This window comes from Blautia massiliensis (ex Durand et al. 2017), assembly GCF_001487165.1.
GTDB classification, from domain to species: domain Bacteria; phylum Bacillota; class Clostridia; order Lachnospirales; family Lachnospiraceae; genus Blautia_A; species Blautia_A fusiformis.
This window is the reverse complement of record NZ_LN913006.1, coordinates 2437444-2462628: the sequence shown is the minus strand read 5'-3', so window position 1 is coordinate 2462628 and position 25185 is coordinate 2437444. Positions and strand designations below refer to the sequence as shown.

General features: G+C 40.3%; 21 protein-coding genes. 12 read left to right on the top strand and 9 right to left on the bottom strand.

Features of this window, described 5'->3' with window-relative positions; translation table 11 throughout:
• The first annotated feature begins 36 nt into the window (after positions 1-36).
• Positions 37-729 carry a hypothetical protein gene (locus BN3261_RS12245; protein WP_059086390.1) on the top strand — a complete coding sequence of 231 codons (693 nt, stop codon included), beginning with the start codon at positions 37-39 and terminating at the stop codon, positions 727-729.
• A gap of 199 nt (positions 730-928) precedes the next feature.
• Here BN3261_RS12245 and BN3261_RS12240 read toward each other — a convergent pair whose 3' ends face one another.
• Together BN3261_RS12240 and BN3261_RS12235 are read right to left on the bottom strand one after the other, a co-directional pair.
• Entirely contained in the window at positions 929-2692 is a 1764-nt protein-coding gene (locus tag BN3261_RS12240) for an ABC transporter ATP-binding protein (protein ID WP_059086389.1), read from the bottom strand.
• On the bottom strand, positions 2689-4455 hold the full coding sequence (locus BN3261_RS12235; protein ID WP_059086388.1) for an ABC transporter ATP-binding protein: 1767 nt from the start codon (positions 4453-4455) through the stop codon (positions 2689-2691). The genes BN3261_RS12240 and BN3261_RS12235 overlap by 4 nt, the downstream gene beginning before the upstream one ends.
• A 320-nt stretch (positions 4456-4775) precedes the next feature.
• Here BN3261_RS12235 and BN3261_RS12230 point away from each other — a divergent pair, with 320 nt between their 5' ends.
• Positions 4776-5651, top strand: a complete 876-nt coding sequence (locus BN3261_RS12230; protein ID WP_021652963.1) for a LysR family transcriptional regulator — start codon at positions 4776-4778, stop codon at positions 5649-5651.
• A 32-nt stretch (positions 5652-5683) separates the two neighbouring features.
• Here BN3261_RS12230 and BN3261_RS12225 read toward each other — a convergent pair whose 3' ends face one another.
• On the bottom strand, positions 5684-7843 hold the full coding sequence (locus tag BN3261_RS12225) for a SulP family inorganic anion transporter (RefSeq protein ID WP_059086387.1): 2160 nt from the start codon (positions 7841-7843) through the stop codon (positions 5684-5686).
• A gap of 205 nt (positions 7844-8048) precedes the next feature.
• On the opposite strand from BN3261_RS12225, the gene mnmA reads away from it, so the two are divergent.
• On the top strand, positions 8049-9137 hold the full coding sequence (mnmA, locus tag BN3261_RS12220) for a tRNA 2-thiouridine(34) synthase MnmA (protein ID WP_059086386.1): 1089 nt from the start codon (positions 8049-8051) through the stop codon (positions 9135-9137).
• 261 nt (positions 9138-9398) lie between these two features.
• Entirely contained in the window at positions 9399-10706 is a 1308-nt protein-coding gene (locus tag BN3261_RS12215; protein ID WP_059086385.1) for an O-acetylhomoserine aminocarboxypropyltransferase/cysteine synthase family protein, read from the top strand.
• A 177-nt stretch (positions 10707-10883) separates the two neighbouring features.
• On the opposite strand, the gene BN3261_RS12210 is transcribed toward BN3261_RS12215, so the two are convergent.
• The 4 genes from BN3261_RS12210 to BN3261_RS12195 form a co-directional block, all read right to left on the bottom strand.
• The gene (locus BN3261_RS12210; protein ID WP_059086384.1) at positions 10884-11741 is read right to left on the bottom strand and encodes a polysaccharide deacetylase family protein; all 858 of its coding nucleotides are present in this window, start codon (positions 11739-11741) and stop codon (positions 10884-10886) included.
• A 548-nt stretch (positions 11742-12289) separates the two neighbouring features.
• Complete coding sequence (locus tag BN3261_RS12205) at positions 12290-13108, bottom strand: sensor histidine kinase (RefSeq protein ID WP_059086383.1); 819 nt, start codon at positions 13106-13108, stop codon at positions 12290-12292.
• On the bottom strand, positions 13105-14037 hold the full coding sequence (locus BN3261_RS12200; protein WP_059086382.1) for a hypothetical protein: 933 nt from the start codon (positions 14035-14037) through the stop codon (positions 13105-13107). Before BN3261_RS12200 ends, BN3261_RS12205 begins: the two co-directional genes overlap by 4 nt.
• A complete protein-coding gene (locus tag BN3261_RS12195; protein WP_059086381.1) occupies positions 14037-14762 on the bottom strand; it encodes a LytR/AlgR family response regulator transcription factor in 726 nt (241 codons plus the stop codon). Before BN3261_RS12195 ends, BN3261_RS12200 begins: the two co-directional genes overlap by 1 nt.
• A gap of 336 nt (positions 14763-15098) precedes the next feature.
• On the opposite strand from BN3261_RS12195, the gene BN3261_RS12190 reads away from it, so the two are divergent.
• The 3 genes from BN3261_RS12190 to BN3261_RS12180 all read left to right on the top strand — a co-directional run bounded on the left by BN3261_RS12190 (position 15099) and on the right by BN3261_RS12180 (position 17710).
• Complete coding sequence (locus tag BN3261_RS12190) at positions 15099-15854, top strand: fibronectin type III domain-containing protein (RefSeq protein WP_059086380.1); 756 nt, start codon at positions 15099-15101, stop codon at positions 15852-15854.
• 209 nt (positions 15855-16063) lie between these two features.
• Positions 16064-16867: a leucine-rich repeat domain-containing protein gene (locus tag BN3261_RS12185; RefSeq protein WP_059086379.1), complete on the top strand. Its 804-nt coding sequence runs from the start codon at positions 16064-16066 to the stop codon at positions 16865-16867.
• Between the two features lie 216 nt (positions 16868-17083).
• On the top strand, positions 17084-17710 hold the full coding sequence (locus BN3261_RS12180; protein WP_059086378.1) for a hypothetical protein: 627 nt from the start codon (positions 17084-17086) through the stop codon (positions 17708-17710).
• A gap of 118 nt (positions 17711-17828) precedes the next feature.
• Here BN3261_RS12180 and BN3261_RS12175 read toward each other — a convergent pair whose 3' ends face one another.
• Positions 17829-18215, bottom strand: a complete 387-nt coding sequence (locus tag BN3261_RS12175) for an ATP-binding protein (protein WP_265191075.1) — start codon at positions 18213-18215, stop codon at positions 17829-17831.
• A gap of 134 nt (positions 18216-18349) precedes the next feature.
• Positions 18350-18487 (bottom strand): hypothetical protein, encoded by a 138-nt coding sequence (locus BN3261_RS17755; RefSeq protein WP_173739664.1) that lies wholly within the window; start codon positions 18485-18487, stop codon positions 18350-18352.
• A gap of 311 nt (positions 18488-18798) precedes the next feature.
• Between BN3261_RS17755 and BN3261_RS12170 the strand changes: the two genes are divergently transcribed.
• From BN3261_RS12170 to eno, 5 genes are all read left to right on the top strand, one after another.
• The gene (locus tag BN3261_RS12170; RefSeq protein WP_059086376.1) at positions 18799-20112 is read left to right on the top strand and encodes a hypothetical protein; all 1314 of its coding nucleotides are present in this window, start codon (positions 18799-18801) and stop codon (positions 20110-20112) included.
• A gap of 35 nt (positions 20113-20147) precedes the next feature.
• Entirely contained in the window at positions 20148-21509 is a 1362-nt protein-coding gene (locus BN3261_RS12165; RefSeq protein ID WP_059086375.1) for a zinc ribbon domain-containing protein, read from the top strand.
• Between the two features lies 1 nt (position 21510).
• Complete coding sequence (locus BN3261_RS12160; protein ID WP_059086374.1) at positions 21511-21867, top strand: hypothetical protein; 357 nt, start codon at positions 21511-21513, stop codon at positions 21865-21867.
• 15 nt (positions 21868-21882) lie between these two features.
• Positions 21883-23484, top strand: a complete 1602-nt coding sequence (locus BN3261_RS12155) for a WG repeat-containing protein (RefSeq protein WP_059086373.1) — start codon at positions 21883-21885, stop codon at positions 23482-23484.
• A gap of 351 nt (positions 23485-23835) precedes the next feature.
• Positions 23836-25185, top strand: coding sequence for a phosphopyruvate hydratase (gene eno, locus BN3261_RS12150; protein WP_059086372.1), 1350 nt, complete (start codon positions 23836-23838; stop codon positions 25183-25185).

Here is a 25185-nt window from a genome sequence, read left to right as displayed (position 1 = left end):
ATTTGCAAAAGGTGACGATAAGGAGTTGCAGATACAATGATCGATCAGACACTTTCACAGGCCCTGCAGAAAGAAATTCCAATACTTACAGCTCAGATCCGAAGTCTCTATGCAGAATTCGATAAAAAATTTCATCTTAACGGAGCAAAGATCCCTATAACTTTTGGCATGGAGCCGGATCTGCTGGGATCTTATACAAGAGGCAGCTGCCACGAAAAAGAGCATTTCCATTTTTCTCTGCTGTTTATCGGCTATGCGGTAAAAAATCCTCTGAAAAAAGAAGACCGACTGGATCTTTACAAACATGAATATGCCCACTATATGCAGTATAATTTTCACATTCCCTCAGAGTATCAGTGGCAGCACGGAACCCACGGAAGCGCCTGGAAATACTGCTGTTCCCTGACTGGTGCGGCACCAACGCCATATTATAAGGCAGGGGAAGCTCTGATGAAACACAACTATGAGAAAAAACTCCGAAGCCCGATCCATGACCGTACTGTAACGGTGCGGGATACTTACAGAAGAGAGCAGCAGCACAGGAATACTCAGAACAGTATTGTACGCTATGAGATCGGAGAGGATGTCAGTCATCCGAAATGCGGAACCGGAAATATTGAGCATGTAGAGCAGCTTCCGGGTTCTGTAAGGCTTCACATCCGTTTTGGAGAAGAGCTGAAAGTGATCGATCAGAAATGGCTTCTTCGGACAAAATATAAAAAGATCTGAATATAGTTTTATAAAAATAGACATCATCCTGGATATCAAAATAGATATCATATGGAGATGTTTATTTTTTTTATATCATTGATACAGTATAAAAAAATTCTCCGGTACAGAAAATCTGTGTTCCGGAGAATTTTAAGTCAGGCGGATATTTGCGATCCGTATTTAGCCAGTTGCCTGATTCGGTTAAAATCAGCTTATATTATTCAGAAACCTTCACAAACTGGCTGTTATAAAGATTCTGATAGAATCCGCCTTTTGCCATAAGCTCTTCATGGCTTCCCTGCTCGATGATGCTTCCGTCTTTCATGACAAGAATCTCATCTGCATTGCGGATGGTAGAAAGACGGTGTGCAACGATAAAGCTTGTTCGTCCCTGCATCATCCGGTCAAAGGCCTCCTGGATCAGCATTTCTGTTCGGGTATCAATACTGGAGGTTGCCTCGTCAAGGATCAGCATCGGCGGCAGACACAGCATGACACGGGTGATGCAGAGAAGCTGCTTTTGTCCTTGACTTAAGCTGTCTTCATAAAGAATGGTATCCAGGCCATTTGGAAGACGGCGGATAAATTCCCAGCTGTGGGACATTTTAGCTGCCTGGATCACGTCCTCATCAGAAGAATCCGGCTTTCCGATACAGATGTTGTCACGGACAGTTCCATGCTTGATCCAGGTATCCTGGAGAACCATGCCATAGCTTCCGCGGAGGGCATGTCTGGAAATATCGGTGATGGGGGTTCCGTCCACGGAAATACTTCCACCGGTGACGTCATAGAACCGCATCAGCAGGTTGATAAAAGTTGTCTTGCCACAACCGGTAGGGCCTACGATGGCAATACGTCTGCCTGGTTCTGTATGAAGATTAAAGTTTTTAATGAGAGGTTTGTCCGCTTCGTAGCGGAAGGAAACATTCTGGATATCCACTGCACCTTTTACATCGACAAGAGTTCCGGACGGATCCGGGCTTTCTGGCTCTTCCTCCAGAAGATCAAAGATCCTGGTAGCGCAGGCCAGAGCGTTCTGAAGCTCTGTGATCACGGAGCTGATATCGTTGAAGGGCTTCATATACTGGTTTGCATAAGCCAGCAGTACGGAAAGTCCACCGACAGTCAGATGACCGCCCGGGATCAGAAAGGCACCTGCAAGAGCTACACCTGCGTAAATGATGTTGTTGACACATCGTGTGGACGGGTTGGTGAGGCTGCTGTAAAAAACAGCTTTCTGGCTGGCATCACGGAGTTCTTCATTGATCGCAGCAAAACGTTCGGAAGAACGATTTTCGTAACCAAAGGCCTGAACTACTTTTTGATTTCCGATCATTTCCTCGATCAGTGCAGTCTGACGTCCACGGGCATCACTCTGCGCACGGAACATCTGGAAGGAATGGGAGGAGATGAATTTCGCCACAAAAAAGCTTACAGGTGTCAGGACAATGATCATCAGAGTGATCCACACATTTTTGGAGAACATGAAGAGCAGGGTTCCGATGATGGTGATGACACCGGAAAACAGCTGTGTAAATCCAAGGAGCATACCATCGGAAAGAATATCCGTATCTGCGATGACACGGCTGATGATATCACCGGTGCTGTGTCCGTCCAGGTAGGACAGAGGAAGCTTCTGGATATGGCGGATGGATCTTGCACGGATATCCTGTACTGTGCGGTAGGTCATACGGTTGTTGATGACACTCATGATCCAGGTGGCAATGCCGGAAAATACGATCATGACAAGAATACGGGAAAGATAGAATCCCATTCTTGTAAAATCAACTTCGTGGGCAGCAACGACCTCATCAATGGCATAACCAAAAAGTACGGGAACATACAGCTGCAAAATTACAGTGACTGCTGCTAGGATCACACTTAATACGAGAAGAAAACGGTATTTTCCAATGAAACGTAGTACCTTGAAAAAGGTTGCCATGCTGTTTTTGCTTTTGGCGGTTGTATCTGTTTTACTCATGACAGGATCTCCTTTCCAGTCGCTTTTTCATATTTGGTACGCTCTTCCGGGAACTGTGAGAAAAAGATCTCACGGTAGGTTTTACAAGTAGAGATCAGTTCCTGATGGGTTCCTTTTCCGGAAAGCTGACCGTCATCCAGTACCAGGATCAGATCAGCCTGGCGGATGCTGGCGGCTCTCTGAGATACCAGGAAGGTGGTTGTTTTTCCACCAAGCTGGTGAAGGGATTTCCGAAGTGCCGCATCTGTGGCAAAGTCAAGAGCACTGGCACTGTCATCCAGGATCAGGATCTCTGGTTTTTTCACAAGGGCGCGGGCAATGGTAAGTCTCTGACGCTGGCCACCGGAAAGATTCCGGCCGTTCTGTTCCAGACGGAAATCCAGCTGACCGTCCTTTTTCTCTACGATTTCACGAGCCTGAGCGGTGGTAAGTGCTTCCCACATTTCTTCGTCCGTGGCATCTTCCCGTCCCCAGCTTAAGTTATCGCGGATGGTTCCCTGGAAAAGTGCTGCTTTTTGAGGAACTACGCCGATTTTTTCCCTGAGTTCCTGCCTGGAATAGGTCTGTACATTCTGACCGTCGAGGGTAATGACTCCGGAGGTTGCGTCGTAGAAACGGGCAATCAGATCCACAAGAGTGGATTTACCGCTTCCGGTACCGCCGATGATTCCGATCGTAGAGCCTTTTTTTGCGGAAAAAGTGATATCAGAAAGGCTAGGTGCGCCGGTTCCTGCATAGGAGAAACTCACATGGTCAAAGGCAACTGCATAGTCACTGTTTTCCGCAGTCGGTAAGGAAGCTTTGTCCGGGTAAGTCATGGTGGAATCGACCTTCAGGATTCCGGCAACGCGATCTGCACAGGCCATGGATTTGTTCAGGGTGATGATCAGGGACGCAAGCTTGATCAGTTCTACGATCATCTGTGCCATATAGTTGTAAAGAGCAACTATTTCACCCTGCTGCATGTTTCCGAGGTTTACCTGTACACCTGCAGTCCGGATCAGGATTACTGTTGCGATATTGATCAGTACATAAGTTGCAGGATTTAAAAGTGCAGAGATTTTTCCGACAAATTCGTTCAGTCTGGTAAGTGCAAGATTGCTTTCGTCAAACTCCGCAACGGCATCAGCTTCACGGCAAAATGCACGGATCACACGGACACCGGTCAGGTTTTCTCTGGTAAGACGGGTGACGGAATCCAGACGTCCCTGTACTTTTTTGAAAAGCGGGATACTTAAAAACATGATCACAAAGACAACCAGGAACAGTACCGGAATGGCAACTGCGAAGATCAGTGCACAGCGCACATTGATGGTAAAAGCCATTACCATAGAGCCTAGAACAATAAACGGGCTTCGAAGAAGAAGACGGAGTCCCATGTTTACTCCGTTCTGTACCTGATTGACATCGTCTGTAAGACGGGTGATCAGCGTGTCAGTGCCAAGGGTGTCCAGCTCCGTATAGGAAAGCTTCTGGATATGGTCAAATACAGCCTGACGCACTTCTGTGGCAAAGCCTACGCTGGCTTTTGCAGCAAAAAACTGTGCAGTAATGCTGACTGCAAGTCCTGCAGCAGCCATCAGTATCAGGATAAAAAACTTCTGAACGATATAGCCGTGGTCATTATTTGCAATTCCCACATCGATGATCTGGGCGATGACGACAGGCACCAGCAGATCAAATACAACTTCCAGAAACTTGAAAAAAGGAGCCAGAACGCTTTCTTTTTTGTAGTTTTGAAGATATTTTGCAAGTGTTCGCATTTCTTTTTCTTCCTCCGTTTCCTTATTTTTCTATAATAAACCTCTGTTATTATACTCCTATGGAGATAATACGTATAATATTGTTTTTAATGTATGATAATATAATTTTGCTATTGCCTGGGACGGAAATCTGTGGGATGATAGAAGTATGGTTTTTCGGATAATTGCGTGGGAAAGATATTCATAGTATTTACAAAGTATTGCAGATATAGTATTTCTTAACCGAATTAAGAAAGTACTCTGTGGGACAGCGAAAAGCAATAAGCAGTAGATGGGTTTTGCCTGTGTTATATACCAGATAAAGAAAGAAGGATTTATATATGGAAATCAGACAGCTGGAATATTTTCATGAGATCGCAGCAACAGGAAGCATCAATGAAGCCGCAAGGAGACTGAACATGTCCCAGCCGCCGCTGAGCTATCAGATCAAGCAGCTGGAGGCAGAGCTGAAGGTGAAGCTTTTTGAGCGGACCAGGGCAGGCGTGACACTGACAGAAGCAGGAAAGCTTCTTTATGACAGGACAGAGAACATTTTGAGCTACGTTCGTTCCACAGAACTGGAAGTATCCAAAGCAGGGAAAAAACAGGTTTTACGTATCGGGATCACGCCAACCACAGTGACCACCATTATGCCTTATATTTCCAGATTTTCCAGGGAAAATTGTGATGTAAACTTTGAGGTAAGGGATGCGATCACCTTTACACTTCTGAATTATCTGATGGATGGGATCATTGATGTTTCGGTAGTGCGTACACCTATCAAGCTGGAAGGTTTAAATTATCTGGAACTGGATGAGGAACCCATGATCGCGGTCCTTCCTCCGGAGATCCCGGAAAATGAGACAAAAAAAGAGGGCATCAGCCTTAAAGAGCTGACCGGATGCCCTCTCATTATTTACCGGCGGTACGAAGAATTTCTGATGAAAGCCTTTGGAGAAAAAAATCTCCAGCCGGATATTTTCTGTGTCTGCGATGATCCCAGAGACGCCATGCTCTGGGTGCAGGAAGGTCTTGCAACCGCCGTTTTTCCAAGATCCATGGAAGATCTCTGTACAGATCTTCCGATCCGCATCATTGAAGAAGAGAAGCTGAAGACCAGGATCCTTCTTGCCTGGAAAAAGGATCGCAGGCCTTCTGCCGTGATGCAGGATTTTATCAATATCTGTGAGAAATATGCAGGAAACCCTGCAATCTGATCATGGACCTGGAAAGGGGATGTATGCAGAAATCAGTCTTTGAGATGCTCTTCCTTCCAGTGCTTCCATTTCTGAACAGCTTCCGGATTCTGCTTTTCCAGCCGTTCTTCCAGCTTTTTCCGGCGCTGTTCCAGCCGTTCTAGGACTTCCGGATGCTCGGCAAGGATTTTTTCTTTCAGCTTGCCACGGCGCTTTTCTAGAAGATGAAGGATCAGTTTCCGGTCGGAAGTTAATTCCTCAGGCAGCTCATCCATATGTAATTCAATTCTTCGAAGCAGTTCATCCTCATCCAGAACACCCAGCCCATGCCAGTTATCCAGAAGCTCTTCCAGACCTTCTTCGGAGAGACGTTGGATATCCGGGATCTGATGCAGCTGTTCAATAATGTGATGGACAGATTCTTCGATCTCTTTTACTGCATCATCACCAAAAGCCCAGGCGAACTCTTCCAGGGTATTTTCTTCCTCTGCCGGAAGAAAAGCGATACTGCGGCGCAGAAGCTTTGTCTCGTCTTCCTTTGGAACATCCAGTTCATAAGGGGCTTCGATCCCTGCGTCATGCAGAGCAGCAAGAATGGTACGGCGGACCATACCGTCCTTGATCATATGACCGATGCCGAACTGACGCAGCTGGTCATTGATCTGGGTGGAATGCTCTGTGAGGTAAAAACGGATCCCACGTTTTTTCAGGCTTGCGGAGATGGCATCCAGGCGGTCTGCTGCTGTGACATCAATGCTGTTGATAGCACTGGCATCTACGATCACTACCCTGGTGTCTTTTTGGATGCTGTTTTCAATATCTTCCTGAAAAATCTTTATATTTGCAAAAAACAGGTTTTCACTGAAACGGTAGATCACAACGCCCTTAATAGGGTAGGCGAAACGGTTTTTGGACAGATCAAAATAAGCATCTCTTCCAGGGATCATACCACGGAAGGAGCGCGGCGGGTTGGTGGCCTTCAGGATCACAGCTACGAAAGAGAGCAGGATACCAATGATAACCCCATAAATGGTTCCAAGACAGAGCACACTGAAACCGGCAGCCATGAAGATGTAGAATTCTGTACGGCTTACTTTGAAAAGACGTACAGCCAGATGGGTTTCCACCACATCCATCAGAGCAGAGATCACAATGGCTGTCAGTACAGGAACCGGAAGATATCCGATAAAACCGGTGCCGAAAAGAAGGATCAGAGCCATGGTGATCCCGGCAGTGATGGAAACCGCCTGAGATTTTCCACCGTACTGTTCATTGAGGGAGGTGCGGGAGATACTGCCATTTACCGGGCAGCAGCCTACTGCGGCGGCAGCAATATTTCCGGCGGCACAGGCCAGGATTTCCTGACGGTCGTTCAGCTTATAATCATTGCGGAACGCAAAGGTATTCTCTGCAAGAAGAGTTTCTGCCATAATGACAACAGCAACCATAAGACCGCGGCCTGCCGCCTGGGTCAGATCAACATTTCCGAAATCCGGGATCACCAGGGAGGGAAGTCCACGTTCTACAGACTGCAGGAGGACTACGCCTTTTTCGTCCACATGAAAAACAACGGTGGAAAGAACACCCAGAGCCATAATAACGATAGCCATGGGGAATTTCGGCGCCAGCTTTTTAAATGTGCGGATCAGCACCAGAGCACCAAGCCCCATGAAGAGGGAAAGCCAGCTGATATTTTTGGCAGCAGCGAAGATATGCTCTGCCAGTTCCAGGAGCTCTCCGGATCCTGCAGGACTTCCCATAAGTTTCGGGATCTGCATCAGGATGATGGTAACTGCGATACCGCTGATAAAACCGCCCATAACAGGTGTGGAGATAAAGTCCACGATCTTATCTGCGTGAAGCAGAAAGAAGATAAACAGCCACAGACCTGCAAAAAGTGCGATGGCAGGAACATAATCCATGGCAGCTTCTGACTCTGCAGCAATGCCAAGAGTAGACAGTGCACCACCTACAATGGCAGCAGGTGCCGCATCAACTCCGAAGATAAACTGTCTTGAAGTGGAAAATAGAGCAAACAAAAGGATCGGCAGAACAGAACCGTACAGTCCGTATACCGCCGGGATCCCGGAAATCTGGGCATATCCCATGGAAATAGGGATGGAAACAGCTGCTATGATGATGCCGGAGAAAATATCTTTGGGAAGATATTCTTTACGGTAACCCCGCAGCGTGGAAAACAGGGAAAGTTTCATATAGTCACATCCTTTTCTGAAAAATATTTTCTATTATATACCAAAGAGAGCCTGCAGGAAAGAAGCAAAGCAAAGGTTCCGGGTGAAAAATCGTGGACAAAGAATAACTGCCATATTATAATAAATGCGAAATTGCAGTAACCGTAAGAGAATACAGGCTGCAAAGCTGAGAAATCATCAATCATCAGGAAAGGTTAAGATATAAATGAAAAAAGCGATCATAGCAATGAGCGGCGGTGTAGACAGCTCCGTGGCAGCTCTTTTGACAAAGGAATCCGGTGACGAGTGCATCGGCGCTACCATGAAACTTTACAACAACGAAGATATCGGTGTCCACAGGGAAAAGACCTGCTGTTCCCTGGACGATGTTGAGGATGCCAGAAGCGTAGCCTATCAGATGGATATGCCTTACTATGTGTTTAATTTTACCGCAGATTTCCATACAGAGGTTATGGACAGGTTTGTAGATGCCTACGAAAACGGCTGCACCCCTAATCCATGTATCGACTGTAACCGATATCTGAAATTTGATAAAATGTTTCACCGCATGCAGGAGATTGGCTACGATTATATTGTAACCGGACATTATGCAAGAGTGGAGTACGATGAGAAACGGGACCGCTACCTTCTGAAAAAAGCAGTGGACGATACAAAGGATCAGTCATACGTTCTCTATATGCTGACCCAGGAACAGCTGGCACATGTAAAGCTTCCGCTTGGAGGTCTCCGGAAGGACCAGGTTCGTGTCATTGCCGAAAAACATGGCTTTATCAATGCCAGAAAGCATGACAGTCAGGATATCTGCTTTGTGCCGGACGGCGACTATGCGAAATTTATTGAGAAGTACACAGGCAAAAAAACACCGGAAGGTGATTTTGTAGATAAAGAGGGAAACTATATCGGACGCCATAAGGGAATCATCCATTACACGATCGGCCAGCGCCGCGGCCTTGGCATTCCGGCGGCCAGCCGTCTTTATGTCTGTGAGATCTCTCCGAAGACCAATACGGTAGTTCTCGGGGACAACGCAGATCTTTTCAGTAGTGAACTGGAGGCAGACAGTGTAAATCTGATCTCTGTGGACAGCTTAGCTGAGCCGAAAAGAGTGACTGCCAAGATCCGTTACCGTCACAAAGAGCAGCCTGCCACTGCATGGCAGACACCGGATGGCATCCTTCATGTGAAATTTGATGAACCGCAGAGAGCCATCACAAAAGGTCAGGCTGTGGTGATGTATGACGGAGATGAGGTTGTAGGCGGTGGCGTTATAAATAAAATCTATAGCCAGTCATAAATAAAGGTGAGAACCTAAATAGATAAACCCCATTGACATACTAGGAAAAGGGTGATATGATTGCATCATCAAAAAACGGAGCACACAAAACAAGGTGAGCAACGTGATGATCAGGAGGAAATCATGAAGGTTTTACAGAAGTCAACAAGGGTGTTTATCGAAGAAAAGCGAATGTGTTGTTGTCGCTGATAAGCAGATGATCATAAGATAAGAAATTACTATTTTACCGAATATAAGAATAAAAGAAAAGAGGACAAACACATGAGCAAAATTACAAGAGATCAGAGAAAATTCAAATTTGAGACATTACAGCTTCACGTAGGACAGGAACAGCCGGATCCGGTTACAGATGCAAGAGCAGTACCAATCTACCAGACATCTTCCTATGTATTCCGCAACTGCGATCATGCAGCAGCACGTTTCGGACTTGCAGATGCCGGTAACATTTACGGACGTCTTACAAACCCGACAGAGGACGTATTTGAGAAGAGGATCGCAGCACTTGAGGGTGGCTCCGCAGCACTTGCAGTAGCATCCGGTGCAGCAGCTATCACATACACGATCGAGAACCTTGCACAGCAGGGAGATCACATTGTAGCAGCCAAAAATATTTACGGCGGTACAACAAACCTTCTGGAGCATACGCTTCCGGCATACGGAATCACAACAACATTTGTTGATGTATTCAATCTCGAGGAAGTGGAGAATGCGATCCGGGAGAACACAAAAGCTGTTTATATTGAGACTCTTGGAAATCCAAATTCTGATGTTGTAGATATTGAGGCTCTTGCAAAAATTGCTCACAAACATAAAATTCCGCTTGTTGTAGATAATACATTTGCAACACCATACCTCGTAAGACCGATCGAGTACGGCGCAGATATCGTTGTTCATTCCGCAACAAAATTCATCGGTGGCCACGGAACTACTATTGGTGGTGTGATCGTAGAGAGTGGTAAGTTCGACTGGGAGGCATCCGGCAAATTTGCATCTCTTACAGAGCCAAACCCAAGCTATCATGGCGTAAGCTTCACAAAAGCATGCGGACCGGCCGCATTTGTTACAAAGATCCGTGCGATCCTTCTTCGTGACACAGGAGCAACAATTTCTCCGGTGAGCTCCTTTATCTTCCTTCAGGGACTTGAGACACTGTCTCTCCGTGTAGAGCGTCATGTTGAGAACGCACTGAAGGTTGTACAGTATCTGAATGATCATCCGCAGGTAGAGAAGGTTCATCATCCGTCTGTATCCACAGATCCAAGCCAGCAGGAGCTTTATAAGAAATATTTCCCTAACGGCGGCGGTTCCATCTTTACATTCGAGATTAAGGGAGATGCACAGAAGGCAAAGGATTTCATTGATAACCTTGAGCTGTTCTCACTTCTTGCAAACGTTGCAGATGTGAAATCCCTTGTTATCCATCCGGCTACTACAACACACAGCCAGTGCACAGAGGAAGAGCTTCTTGATCAGGGAATCAAGCCAAACACGATCCGTCTTTCCATCGGAACTGAGAATATCGATGATATCATCCAGGATCTTGATGAGGCATTCAAGGCTGTCCAGTAAATAAGACAATTAAATAAGAAGAACACCTTCTAAAATCAATAGCACAGAAAAATCTGTCCCGGGACATATGAGAACATAGTCCCGGGGCAGATTTTTTGTGTGCTTATCTGGAAAATCCAAAAGTGGGAAGATCCGTGTCGATGGCACTGAGGATGCATGGATCATGTGCGCTTTTTTTCAGGCGGATCCCGATGCCACAAGTTCTTCTAATGTTCCGAAGGTATATCCCATCTCTTCCCATTTTGTCAGCAGCTCATCCAGAATGGAAGCATTGGTGGAAGAGGTGCTGTGCAGCAGCACGATGGCACCCGGATGGATCCGTCCCAGAAGCTTTTCAAAAGCTTCTTCTTTCGAAGGCTGCTTATCCTGATACCAGTCCACATAAGCCAGACTCCAGAAAAAGGTGTGGTATCCCATCTCTTTTGCCATCTCTAAATTTTCCACGCTGTAAATGCCCTGGGGCGGGCGATAAAATTTTGTCATTTCTTTTCCGGTGGCTTCCTTATAAAGAACCTCCACATCCTCAAGCTGCTTCTGAAAGGCTTCCTTTGTAGAGATGCCGGACATATCCGGGTGTGTCATGGTGTGGTTGCCTATGGTATGGCCTGCATCTACGATCTCACGGATCAGTTCCGGTTTTTCACGGATCAGAGTCCCCACAACAAAAAATGTGGCATGTACCTGATGCTTATGTAAGGCATTCAGAATGGCAGGCATATTTCCATTGTCATAGCCTGCGTCAAAGGTAAGATAGATTTTTTTCTCATCGCTATCGGCTGCATACCAGGCATTGTATTTTTTTAATTCTTCCATAGAAGCATTTCCTGTGGGCCGTTTGCCTTCTTCCTGAAAACCGAGCCCCCAGTTTTCATTTTGGAATGTCATAGAAGCAGAAGAGGTCTGGCTGTTTTTGGCAGAATTCGGATCGGATCGTGGGTCGGAAGTAAAATGAGAATAGATCTTTCCTACAAGACTGCCAAGAGCAAAAGCCATGACAAAGAAAAAAATAAGACGGTAGATGTGTTTTTGTTTCATGGGAACCTCAGAGAAAATGGAGTTATTAATATGTTTATGAACACGAAGAAGAAGATATGAAAGCAGAAGATCATGAGATCATGTCTGTGAGACAAAGGTCAAAATAAGCAAAAAATAAGAGTCATCAGCGATTGATTTCTTCTGCCGATGACTCTTTTAATTTTCATTATCCAATGGAATATACCTCTCATTTCTTAGATTTAAAACTTATACGGAATTAAAATTTACGTTCTCGGTGGTCCGTACCTCCTTGTTTTAATTATGATGGAAAATCTTTAAATCTTCTGGTGGACTGTACCTCTCTTTCTTAGATTATGGGAAGTAAGTTATGTTTTCGGTGGGTTCACGCTCCTTTTTGATTTAGTTTTTTGTTTTCCGTTTGTTTTATTTGATGGTTAAACTATAACAGATAAAATGGAAAATGTCAACACTAAATTTTAAAAACAATAAAAATAAATTAAAAAAGAAATATAATAACAGCCATACATGCAAAATAATCAGATAATATTAAAGCGTCAACAATACAGGAAAAATAAATAGATGTTTTATTAATAGCGCAAAAGAATGACAGATTCAAAAGTATTTCCATAGTCATGCCATTGCCAGCTTCCGTCATACTTGTGGCAGATATCTTCAATAATAGAAAGTCCTAATCCGTGATTAAAAGAATCTTTTTTTGTAGTAGTATGATCAAATACTGTTTGCGGATTTTTACTATTTTTAACCAGGATAGAAATAAATCCTTTAGAGGTTGTCAAGGACAGGGAAAGATATGGTTCCGCAGATTCAGAAGAACGGCATGCTTCAATAGCATTATCTAATATGTTAAATAAAACACTGCATAAATCTGAGGACTGAATATTTGATTTTTCAGGAAGAAAAATCTTGTAGTCTGTATGGATACCTAAATGCTGAGCAAACAGTCGTTTGGATTCCAGAAAGGCAAGAATAAGATTATCTTCGCAATAAGGATGAAAGCGGTCACGCTGGAAAGCTTCAAGGACCTCGTAAACGAGTTTCTGTGCATTTTCGCAATCATTTTCATGCAGAAGTTTTTGTATTGACTGGAGATTTTTTGAAAATTGTTTCTGGGCTTTAAGTGAGGTGGCTTCCTGTTGATTCATTAATAGCAGATGTTCAGAGTTTAAAAGTTGTTGCTTTTTTAACAGATTAAGCTCTGCTTCTACTTTTTCGCTTGTAAAAAGTTGCATTAAAAGCTGATATAAATTGTAACATAAGATAGTTGCAGTCAGACAGGTCAGTAAAAAAAATGAATTCAAATATTGTCCGGTATAAGTAGACAGAAGATAAAATATTTGAAAAAAAGCTAAAGATATAATAAAAATTATTTTTTGTTTAAAAGTCATAATATGGAATCCTCCTGATTGAGTGATTTACAGACTGATGTATGATTATTATGGTCTATGTTATTGCTTAACACAGAATTACAATATTTTTCTGCTGCATCTGTTTTTTTCATATCTATAAGATAAGCTAACGAAAACAGATGGTTTTCTATATCATGATTCCATTTGCGGATTTTAATGTATTCTTGTTTCATTTCTTCTGATACTTCCATTTGTTTTTTCAGTAATTCCATTTTATGGAGATTCTGTTTGAAATTTATCTGCTCTTGTTCTAAGGATTTAAGACCATGTATAAATAACAGAAAACTTATACAGCAGCAAGTGATATATAAAATAACAGGAATAAACTGGTTGCTGAATTTATAATGCTGTAGGAATTCTGTTGCAATCATGGGCAGGAAAATAGGAAGAATAATAAACAGCAGTAAAGTAAACTTCAGATAATTTATACATTCCCGTAAAAGAGAGAAAACATTTTTATAAAATAGATAAGCAAAAGAAAAAATGAGCAATTGTATGATCAGCTTTTCATGGAAAGTGCATAGAGAATAAATATTTATTGCAGTATATGTATGCTGGTGAATAAACCGGTTGTAAATTTGTATGTAAATATTCAGTGCCAGAAGTTCAGTTAATATACTGGTAAAAAGAATGATAAAGTAAGCTATCAGCTTTTTTTTAAAGGAGCCTCTGAATAAAGAAAAAAGATTCAGAAACATGACTATTTGTGTTAACATCGTCATTTCGTTATTGTGCCCATATACTTTGATCATATGAAAAGAAGACAGTAAAACAAAACAAACTAAAATATGGACAAAAGCTTTCGCTTTTGAACTTATTCGTCTGGGAAAAAGCTGCATGAAACAATATACAGGCATAGTTGAATGATATGCAGCAATAAGCATTGCAAATAACAGGTTTTTTAACATTACAGAACCTCACTTGAATTTTGGAGTAACAATTGTGCAAAGGCATCTTTAGTTGCCTGGTAATAGTTTCGGCTTACAGGAATATGGGTTCCATCAGAAAGTTCAATGCCAGCATGGCTGAAAGTATGTATGGTATTTATGTTGACCGCAAAACTTTTATGACATATACAAAAATCAGGTTTTAATTGTTCGATAAGAATCGGAATTTTTTCACGACAATAGTAAATCTGCGATTTGGTATGTATTTCAGTATTTCGTAGTTTTCGCTCCATATAAAAAATATCGGATCGAAGGAGACGGTAATCTCGGGACTGATAATTAAAACAAAAATACTGTTGACGGAGTTTATTCAGTTTGCGGCAGGAAGCAGAAAGTGCTTTAGGAAGATATTCTTCCATTTGCTGTTTATAAACAAAATAAATATGATCTGTTTCATAAACAGAAGATGCATATTGCAGATATTGGCTGATAAAAATTATCTGTGTATTCGGATTTAATAAATTGATTCTCTGAGCAAGTTTGATTCCAGACACAGATTCAGATCCAAGTTCAATATCCATGAGAATAATATGATAAGGGCATTGTTCATTGGATATTTGATTGAGAAAATCAGTGGCCGAAGAAAAGGTATCAATTTCGACTGGAATTTCAAGAGAAGAACAGGATAATGTATGAATTTGTCTGCATTGAATGTCATTATCTTCACATATTGCGAGTTTCAGCATAGAAATCTCTCCTTGAAATAAGTGATTTTGAAAGTATTATAACACAATTTTTCAATTGATAGTAAAAATTCAAGTAAAAAATCTATGACAAATGAAAAATTTAAAAAACTGATGCTTGTAGAAATAGTAAATGGTTAATTATGTACTTTACTATGTCTGTTTATGCAAATGACTAAAAAAAAGAAAAAAGTATGGTAAAATTAAAGTTACAAAATTTAGGGGAGGGGAATGAGAAAATGGATAAAATAAAAAGATGTTTGCAATGTGGAAGAGGTGTCTCAGATTCTGTGGACAATGTGGTAAGAGAGTAAATTGAGAAAAGGAAGGAGCGATTTTATGTATTCAAGGATGAAAAGAAAATGTAGTTTTATTGTACTAGTAGTAATGGTAGTTAGTCTGCTTATGGTTTCTGGAACGCCGGTACATGCTGACAGTTACAGCTGGATGGAGAGTGCAAAGAAGGTAAAAATCAATAGTACGATCAAAGGAGTGGCACGGAATAATCAGCCCCCGACTCTCATGGATCCATGGGATAGCTATGAAGAGTACTTTTATTTTAAGGCCCCGGTAAAAATGAATATCACTATTACAGTAACTATGAAAGGAACCCAAGGTGTTTCAATGTCGTTATATAATAGCAGAGGAAATTATATGAGGGATAGTAACGATTGGTTATATAACAGATCTAAAAATCAGAATAGTACAATTCTGCGGAGTACTTGTAATGCAGGAGAATATTATATTCGTCTAACGGAACTTTATAATTCTAATTCAGAAAAACATCCGTATTCATTAACAGTCCAGGGAAAACTTTTAAATTCTGCAAAGATAACTAAAATACGAAAAGTTTCTTCCACAAAAGCTAAAATAATATGGAAAAATCTTGGAAATGTTACGGGATATGAGTTATTTAGAAAGAATTATGGAGGCAGTTATAAGAAGGTTGCAACAATAACGAGAAGGAGAAATTATTACATAGATAAAGGATTGAAACGCAGAAAGAACTATTATTATATTGTTCGTGCTTACAAAACAATTGATGGTAAAAAGGTATACAGTAATAATTCTGCAGTAACAAGGATTAAAATGTAGATACTTTAACCGAATCAAGTAAGCTCACTGTTTCAATTGCGAAAATAAATAAGCAGTGGGCGGAGACTTGCTTGTATCAGGAGGAGGGCAGGCTCCTTCTGATAAACTGCGAGGCAGTTATCCGGTTATGAACAAGTAGCGAAGCGGATTGCGAATATCCGTTTGACTAGAAATGAGAGAGAAAATATAAGAAAAATCAAGAGCTTTTGTTGGATGTTTTTTTACTTTCAATAGTTATTTCAACAAATAAGACAGAAGCAGCAGTACAGGATACTAATGAAGGTACATTGAATGTTCAATGGGAAGATGAAAACTTTGGTGAGTCAATTTGCAATGCTTTGAAAAAAGAAGAAGTCACATATGCAGATATTGAAGGAATAACAGGCATCAGTATCGATTCGCAGTATGTAGTGAAGTTGGATTGGAAAGATAAGACAGAAGAATACGTTTACAATTCAGGGAATGATATGTGTGAAATACTTGCATTGCAGGAATTTTCTACATTAGAGGATTTAAAGAAATTTCCTTATCTTCGTGAATTATGTCTGAATGAATGCATAGTTGATGATAATACTGCATTAGGAGAATTGACTAAATTAGAAAACCTGAAGTTGGATGGATATTCCATAGATTCCCTTGATCGTTTGAAAAATCTGACTGCATTAAAAAGTCTGATCATTCAGGGTGCGGAGTTCGAAGATTTACAGGCATTAAAAGAACTGACTAATATGGAAGAACTAAGGCTGCCTAATAATAATATCAAAAACATCGATGCTTTGGAGAAAATGACAAACCTGGAAGAACTCATATTATACGGGAATCAAATAAAGAATATATCTGCACTCAGAAAACTCTGCAAACTTAGGGTGTTAAAACTGGAAGGGAATCTGATAGAAGACGTAGAACCATTAATGAATTTAAAAAATCTTGAGAAATTAAGCTTAGGGGATAATCCAGTTAAAAATGTACAACTTCTTGAAAATCTTACGGGAACGGATATAGATTTGGAGTGAATGTAGAAAAAGAAGGAGATTATGTGGATTTGAGTACAGATAAAACACCACACTATGGAGTTGTAACAAGAGTAATTGATTCGAATAGTTTTGAAACCATAGAGTGTAATATATTTGGAGCTCCTTGCAAAATTATTGCAATGACACGCCGGAAATCCGATGAGAGAGGTATAGTTCGTTCTACGAAAACAAGATGATGATTAAGGGAGGGATATGATGAGAAAGATTAAAAAGTATTTTATTATAATATTACTAAGTATATTCACTTTAACAACTGTAGAAACTTCATCACTGAATTTTAGTGCATATATCGTTCAGGCAAAGGTTTCTTCTTCGACGAAGAGAAAAGCTCAAGAGGCATATCGAAAATTTCTGACGCAAAGGAGATACAGATATTTTACATTATGGGATATTGATAAAGATGGCTTGAAAGAACTTCTTGTTACCGATGGAAGAGAGCGAGTTGGAAATTCACCGATCAAAGCATATGCATATACTTATACACGGGGAAAACTGAGATATGCAGGTGAGATTGGGAGTCCTATGTCAGGAATAAGCTATAATTGTATAACAAAGCGTTTGCATGCATCTTGGGGTGGATGTGGAAATGTTGAATATTGGTATTATACCTTGACAAAGAATAAAAAAGTAAAACAGGTAATATGCGGTGCGTATGTAAATGGAGTAAAAAATGGAAATGTACAATACAAATGTTTATATAACAAGAAAAAAATTTCATTAAAAAAATGGAAACAGATAACAGATAAATGGATTAAACAAACAAGCACTTTGAAATATTATAGAAATACTACAAGTAACAGAAAAAAACATATGAAAATGTAAAAGTAATAATCACAGTAAAATAGGGAAGAGGTGCAAATTACGCTCAAACGGAATGCCAGTTCCGCTACTGCGGAACGGCTATTCCATTTTTAACGGTACGAAGTACCGCTAGATGATATCATTCTGTTTCACGCATATTTATACCGTTCATCTCCAGACGATATGTATGATGTTTATCTGTGATTCGTGTAAGGCACGCATCAGCGTAGGTATTATCAGCAAACATATCAAACCATGTACTGACTGGAAACTGTGAGATGACTACAGTTGATTTTCTTCTATCCCTGGTGTCAAGGATTTCAAAAAGATCCCGGCATTTATCAAGATTGAGATCCATAAGGCCAAAATCATCGATCACAAGAAGATCCAGCTTGGTCAGCTTATTCAGGTAATCCAGATTTGTGGATTTGATACGTGCCTGTTCCATTTCGCTCATAAGAGTGTTCACTTTTATATACTTTACACTCTTAGACTGCTTCATTGCAGTTACACAAAAAGTATTGATTGAAACAATCTCAAACCCTCAGCAGAACTGGGGAGACTCGTGGACACAAGGAGCGATAAATGTAGTATCAAATTAGAATGTGGGTCTAGCAAACCACATAAAAGACAACGGAGGTATCCATGGATAATCAAAGTTTAGCACATAGTAGGTATAATTGTACGTACCATATAAGAAGTGATGCCTTTATTGTTAGTAGAAGCAATACAGGCAACTACAAAAGTCTTGTGGATATCAATGCCACAGCAGATTTTGTACACGATTTTTAAAGTCATAGGGATTCCTTTCGGAACCGTGAGGTTCAGAGAATTATAGGGAGTAACGGCATTGACTGAACGCCTAAGCCATAAACGAGATTGTTTATACAAAGATAAGATTACGTGTTCAAAGTCACACTTATTTGTGCTTGAAAAGGCGGACTACACATATAAAAATACGGTCATCCGGCAAGCCGGACAGCCCACTCACCTCCCCGTGATTTACAGTATACCGAGATCCCTATAAGAAGAATTATAAAGAAAAAAACTCAGGAAAACATTTTCATAACGTTTTTTGTCTGAGTGAAGCGAAAGGAATGGATATAAATATGAAAAGAATAGTACAAATATGTTTGATAATGACAGGAATTTTTTTGGGAGTTTTTAATGTTTATGGATCTTCGACGTATCAGATTCTAAAAGATCAACAAATCGAATTTACGGATATTCTGGTAGAGGGAGATAGTTTAGTTCTGGTAAGAAATGAAAAAAATGGTTTTTCATCAGAAGGAATATATTTAGGTGTGTATAACTGTGTTGAGAGAATGTGGACTGTAGAATATCAGGCCTATGATGAATATTTGAAATCATCCTATTATGCAGGAGATGGAATATTCGCTTTGTCGGATGGAGAGACCACTACGTTATTAAATACTAAGACGCAGAAATTTTTGAAATTGGATATAAATGTTAATTTTAATGATCTTCATTTTTATAATGGATGTGCGGTGAGCGGAGCCAGAGAATCCTATGGAGATCAATTGTATGGAATTTATGAAATCGACGAAGATGGAAATTACCAAAATACCGGTATTACTGATTTTATTACCGAGGATAAAATATTGAGCCCGGATGATTTTGAGTTTGTATATGCGGATGGAAAGCAGGTTGTTTATATTTATGATGGGGAAGAGTTTTATATATATGATGTTGTTGCTGCAGAAGTTTACGACATTTACCATCCGGATTATGCTGATAAGTTCTGGCATGGGTGGACTGATACATTAAAAGTAAGTATATGTGGAGAAAAATATCTCGTTCTTTTAAATATGGAAGGTACTGATGGACAAAATTATTATGCGGTTATGGATTTTTATGGAAGTATGATTACGGAGGCAACGAAATGCGATTTGGCAATAGCAACGGAAAAAGGAAACATTGTAGTAAAAAATGGTAATGAATTAAATGAGATTGAGCTTGCTAAATTGGAGACACCAGAAAAACAGTCGTTAAATTTGATGCCTTTATTGGAAACAAACTGTTCTTGGAGAAATGAGCAAACGGCTGGAATGGATATTCAGGGAAATACTTATGGAAATGCAATAGAGTATTCTTTTGTCACTGATCCGTTTGGTACAGAAGAATACAGTACGTGCGATGCGTGGTATTTAGGGGAAAATTATTCAAGACTTACGGGAACCTGGTATTTTCCTGCAGATCAGATTCAAGATGGATTTGCACATATAAGATTAATAGGCGATGGAAATGTAATATATGATAATTCAGAGTTAAATGCAGATAATTGTCGGATCGATTTTGATATAGATGTAAGCGGAATCAGAGAGCTTAGTTTTGAATATAACGGGATTTGTGATATGACGGATATTTTGTTTGGCATGTCTGATGCTAAATTATGTAGTTGAGAGATTTTTAAATAAATGATAAAGGGGAAGAGAAAATGACAAAAGTTAAAAGGTGTTCACAATGTGGAAAAGAAGTGTCTCAAGGTGGTTCGTTTTGTCCGTTCTGTGGAAACATTATAAATGAGAATGTGAAGAGTGAAAGTAGAGAATCAGCTATATATGGGTTAGATGATGATACTCAAAAGAAATATCAAACTGATATAAATAAAAAATTACAAAAACAAAAACATCTGGAATATCAAAAAGAAAATTTATTAAAAAAGAAAAAGAGTTTGGGACTGAAAATTGATAATTACAGCAAGATTATACAAAAAGAGATTCCGAGTTGTGAACGAAATAAAACGGCACCGAATATGCCAGTTATAAAAATTGAGAATTCTAAAATGGACGTCAAATGGTATATAGCAGCATGTATTGCTGTTTTGGAATTTATTTCAGGATTCATGCCATGGGTGAGTTTATATTATGCGGATCTGTTTCAAGGTCAAACAATAAGTTGCGCAGGTATTTTTGATCTATTGAACGATATTTCAAAATTTGAAGATTGGACGAACTCAACACCAGAAGTGTTAAGAGTATTTGTATTTATTATTATGTTTGGTTTTGTAATGCTGTTTATTAATGGCTATTTTATAGCACAGGTCTTACAAAAAAGGGAATCTGAGGTAAGTGGAACGATAGCAGGTATCAGCGGAATTGTAGTATCAGTGGCTATCTTATTGTATAAAATTAGTATGGAAGAAGATGACTGGAGATGGATTTCAATTAATACGCAGGTTGGCGTTTGGCTGATGTTGCTTGCAGGAATCGCTTTGATTTGTGTGATTGTATTTTATAAAAGTGATACAGAAGCAGAGACAAAGAATAAATCAAACTTCGAATTTGAAGTGATGAATTATGATCCAGTTCTGCCGGTTCGAATGAAAACTCTTAAAATCAGAAAAGAAAATGATAAATTAATACTTGAATTGACGTATGCGGAATTTGAATGGGCAGGTATTGAGGAATTTATAGTAGATATTCAGTTAGTAAGATACGATGGCACTGTTAATACGTTTGTCCAAAATGCACTATTTGAGAAAAAAGGACAAAATTTCGCAAGATTCCAATTGCAGGATGCGGGATATGATCTGGATGGCATTGCAAGTGCAAGAGTAAACATTTTAGTTTATAACATATATAAAAGTCAGAAGAAACATGTGGAAAAAGGAAGTGGCTTTTCAGCATACAGTGATTATTCTGTTGATGAACTGCGTAGTGCAAGATTCGCGAATTCGAATATGGTGATGTGTATGGAAAAAAATATCGGGAAAAACCATCAGTGCTGCTGTGGACAGGTGTATTCCAATAAAAATAATAAATGCCCGCTTTGCGGAAAGGAAAGAAGGGATAAGTAGTATGAATGATACAGAATATAGAGAAAGATGCAGAGAGTTAGAAAAAAATATACATATGTTAGAATCTGAAGTCAATGTATTAAACAATGAATGTGAAAAGTTGTTGGATTTAAAAGAAAAGAGTCGAAATAGTCTGCAGATGTCTTCTTGTGGGAATAATCCGATATTTGTGGAAAAAGCACAAGTTAATATGGAGAAAGAAATTCCAACAATAGGTAAATCTCAAGACAAAAAAACAGAAGATAAATCTGAAATTTCACAAGACAAAAAAACGCAGATAAATCAATTCTGCCCGTATTGTGGAGCAGTAGTAAAAGGAATGCAATTCTGTGGACAATGTGGAAAAAGAGTAAACTGAGATAGAGAGGTGCGTATGAAGAAATGTCCGAAGTGTGGGAAAGAAAATATAGATGAGGCAAGATTTTGTACATGGTGCAGAGCAGAGTTGCCGGTGATATCAGAGAAAAAGAAAAATGATCTGGGAAGAATAATAGCAATCGTAATACTTATATCAGTTATTTGTGCATGTCTGGCCGGAGTATTTATGCTTTTTAAAGATAAAAACTCTGGGAAAGATCAAGGTGAAGCAATAGCACAGAAAGAAGAAAATAGACAAGTGGATAAAGACATATCTGCTGAAAAGAAGAGTTCTGGTGTATATGTGGCTCCTTTTATGAATAATGAAGGAAAGTGGGGCTATATAAACACAGATGGAGATGTAGTTATTGAATGTAAATATGATTCAGCATATGAATTTGATCAGGATGGATATGCGGTAGTTGGAATGCAGACAGATTCAGATGCAAGTGAATATTATACGATTTATGGATTGGTAAATACAGAGGGAGAAGAGATTATTCCTTTAGACTATAGCTATATTAACAGTTCAATTGGTTCTACTTGTGATAATTATGGATATAGAACTATAACCAGACTTCCGTATCCATTTGATTATGATGAGCAATATTCAGGAGTTATGGATAAGAATGGAAACATTATGATGTCTCCAGAGTATAGCAGTATATATAATATAGGTGATTCTGGATATTTTATTGCTTGTGAGTCTGAAACGGGAATGTATGGAATTATAGATGAAAATTACGAGTGGATTTGTGAAGCAGAATATTCAGATATTTATAAAGTGTGGGAGGATTCTACTGATAATTTAGTGAAAGTAAATGGAGAGTATCTGCTGATAGCAGAGTATGATTTTCAGGAAGGGCATGGTGCTGAGATTATAAATGAATATGGAGAAACTATTGTGCCAATGGAATATTATGATATAAATTCACAATGTGGAATGAATCGTTTAGTTGTTGAAAATTCTGAAGGATATTATGGCGCTATAGATTTGGAAGGTAATCTGGAAGTACCATGTCAATATGATGAATTAGGGAATTTTTCGTATGATAATGAGACCTATGCAATGAAAGATAATGCTGTTTTTATAGTAGACATTTATGGAAATGAGCGTTTTCTTACAAATGCAGATGAGTGTTGGCAGATGGATTCAAATCTTTATGAAGTAGGGATTAATGAGAACTGGAATGTTATTGATTCAAATGGTGAATATCTGTTTTCAGAAACTCATGATAATCATGAAGTAAATGAGAAGTATATTGCTGGCAATAACGAAGAGAAAAAACATGGTATGTTGATCTTAAAGTCAGGCGAGGTAGTTAACACAGAATATCAGAAATATATGCTTTCATATACAGTGCCGGATATAGTGGGAGTTTATGATGGGGCAAATTACGGAATGCTTGGTTCGAATGGAGAATTAATAGTCCCATGTAGCTATGATAGTTGTGAAATATCTGAAGATGGTGCATATATTACTGCTGACAGACAGAAGGATGAGTATGGAAATTATACAGAATGTACTTTGTTTGATAGCAATGGTAATAAAATAGAAACTTTTGATACGGGAATTTATAATGTAGGTGTTTTTCGGAAAATTTCAAACGCTGCATAAGTGAGTTAATAGAAATAAGAGAAGAAGTTTGAAACAAATAAGTAGAGGACAGCCAAAGAATAAAGGGCATGACAAATAAACCATCGTAAGAGGTGGTTTTGAAAAGTAAATATGGACACAACAACCTAAGTCAGTACCACCAGCAAAGCTGGTGGTACTGACTTTGTCCTGTGCTTTTTTATAGTAAGCATTTACCGTATACGTAAATTAGTGTAATATCCTCGTCCTTATCAACAGAACACGTATAGACCCAACCCTTTTCGGACAAGCTACCCTCATAAACATAAGAAAAAAATCAGAAAGTGCAGGAGATCATAAACAGTATTATTATTTTCAAGGAGGGAAAAACTTATGCTACGTTATCTGCCTGTTCGAAAAGTTCATGCAAGACAGGTCCTTGATTCCAGGGGGAATCCTACGGTGGAAACGGAAGTGACTGTGGGTGAAGGAATCGTGGGGATTAACGGATACACAGGAAGAGCCATGGTGCCGTCCGGAGCATCCACAGGTAAATTTGAGGCTGTGGAGCTGCGGGACGGAAACCGGGAGGAATATCTGGGCCAGAGTGTGAAAAAAGCAGTGGAAAATATCAATACACGTCTGGCAGATGCCATTATCGGAGAGAATGCCCTGAACCAGGCATGGATCGATCATCTTCTGATCGAAACCGACGGAACGGAGAACAAAAGCAGCGCAGGAGCCAATGCCACGCTGGCAGTATCTCTGGCAGCAGCCCGTGCAGCAGCCGGGGCCCTTCGGCTTCCTCTTTATCAGTATCTGGGCGGCTGTCATACCCTGCAGCTCCCTGTGCCGATGATGAATATTTTAAACGGGGGAAAGCATGCGGACAATACGGTAGATCTTCAGGAGTTTATGATCATGCCAACAGGAGCTTGCTGTCTGGAAAAGGGTATCCGCATGTGTGCGGAAGTCTACCAGCACTTAAAGCTTCTTCTCCGGGAAAAAGGACTCTCCACAGCAGTTGGAGATGAAGGCGGCTTTGCTCCGGATCTTTCTGATTCGGAGGAAGTGCTTACCCTGATCGTTCATGCCATAGAAAAAGCAGGATATAAGCCAGGAGAAGAGATCACCATTGCCATTGATGCAGCCTCCAGCGAGCTTTATGATGAGGAAAAGGGTGTGTACTTTTTCCCTGGGGAGAGCCGCATGAAAGGAGAAAAGATCTACCGGGATGCCGGTGAGATGACAGCGTATTATGAAAAATTGGTGGAAAAATTTCCCATTGTTTCCATTGAAGACGGTCTCTGGGAGGATGACTGGGAAGGCTGGAAATATCTGACGGAACACCTGGGGAAAAAGATCCAACTGGTAGGTGACGATCTGTTTGTCACCAATATCAAACGGCTGCACTGTGGCATCGGACTTGATGTTGCCAATGCTATCCTTATCAAGGTAAACCAGATCGGAACTCTCACGGAAACTCTGGATGCGGTGGAGATGGCTCAGCATGCCGGGTATCGTGCAGTGATCTCTCACAGGTCCGGGGAAACAGAGGATTCCTTTATCGCAGATCTGGCAGTTGCCTGTGGGGCGGGACAGATCAAAACAGGCGCACCCTGCCGTTCGGACCGGAACGCCAAGTATAATCAGCTTCTGCGGATCCACGAACAGCTCGGAGCTCTTGGAAGATATAAAGATCCTTTTGCAAAAAAATCTCAGAAAAAGCCCTGCATAAAATAA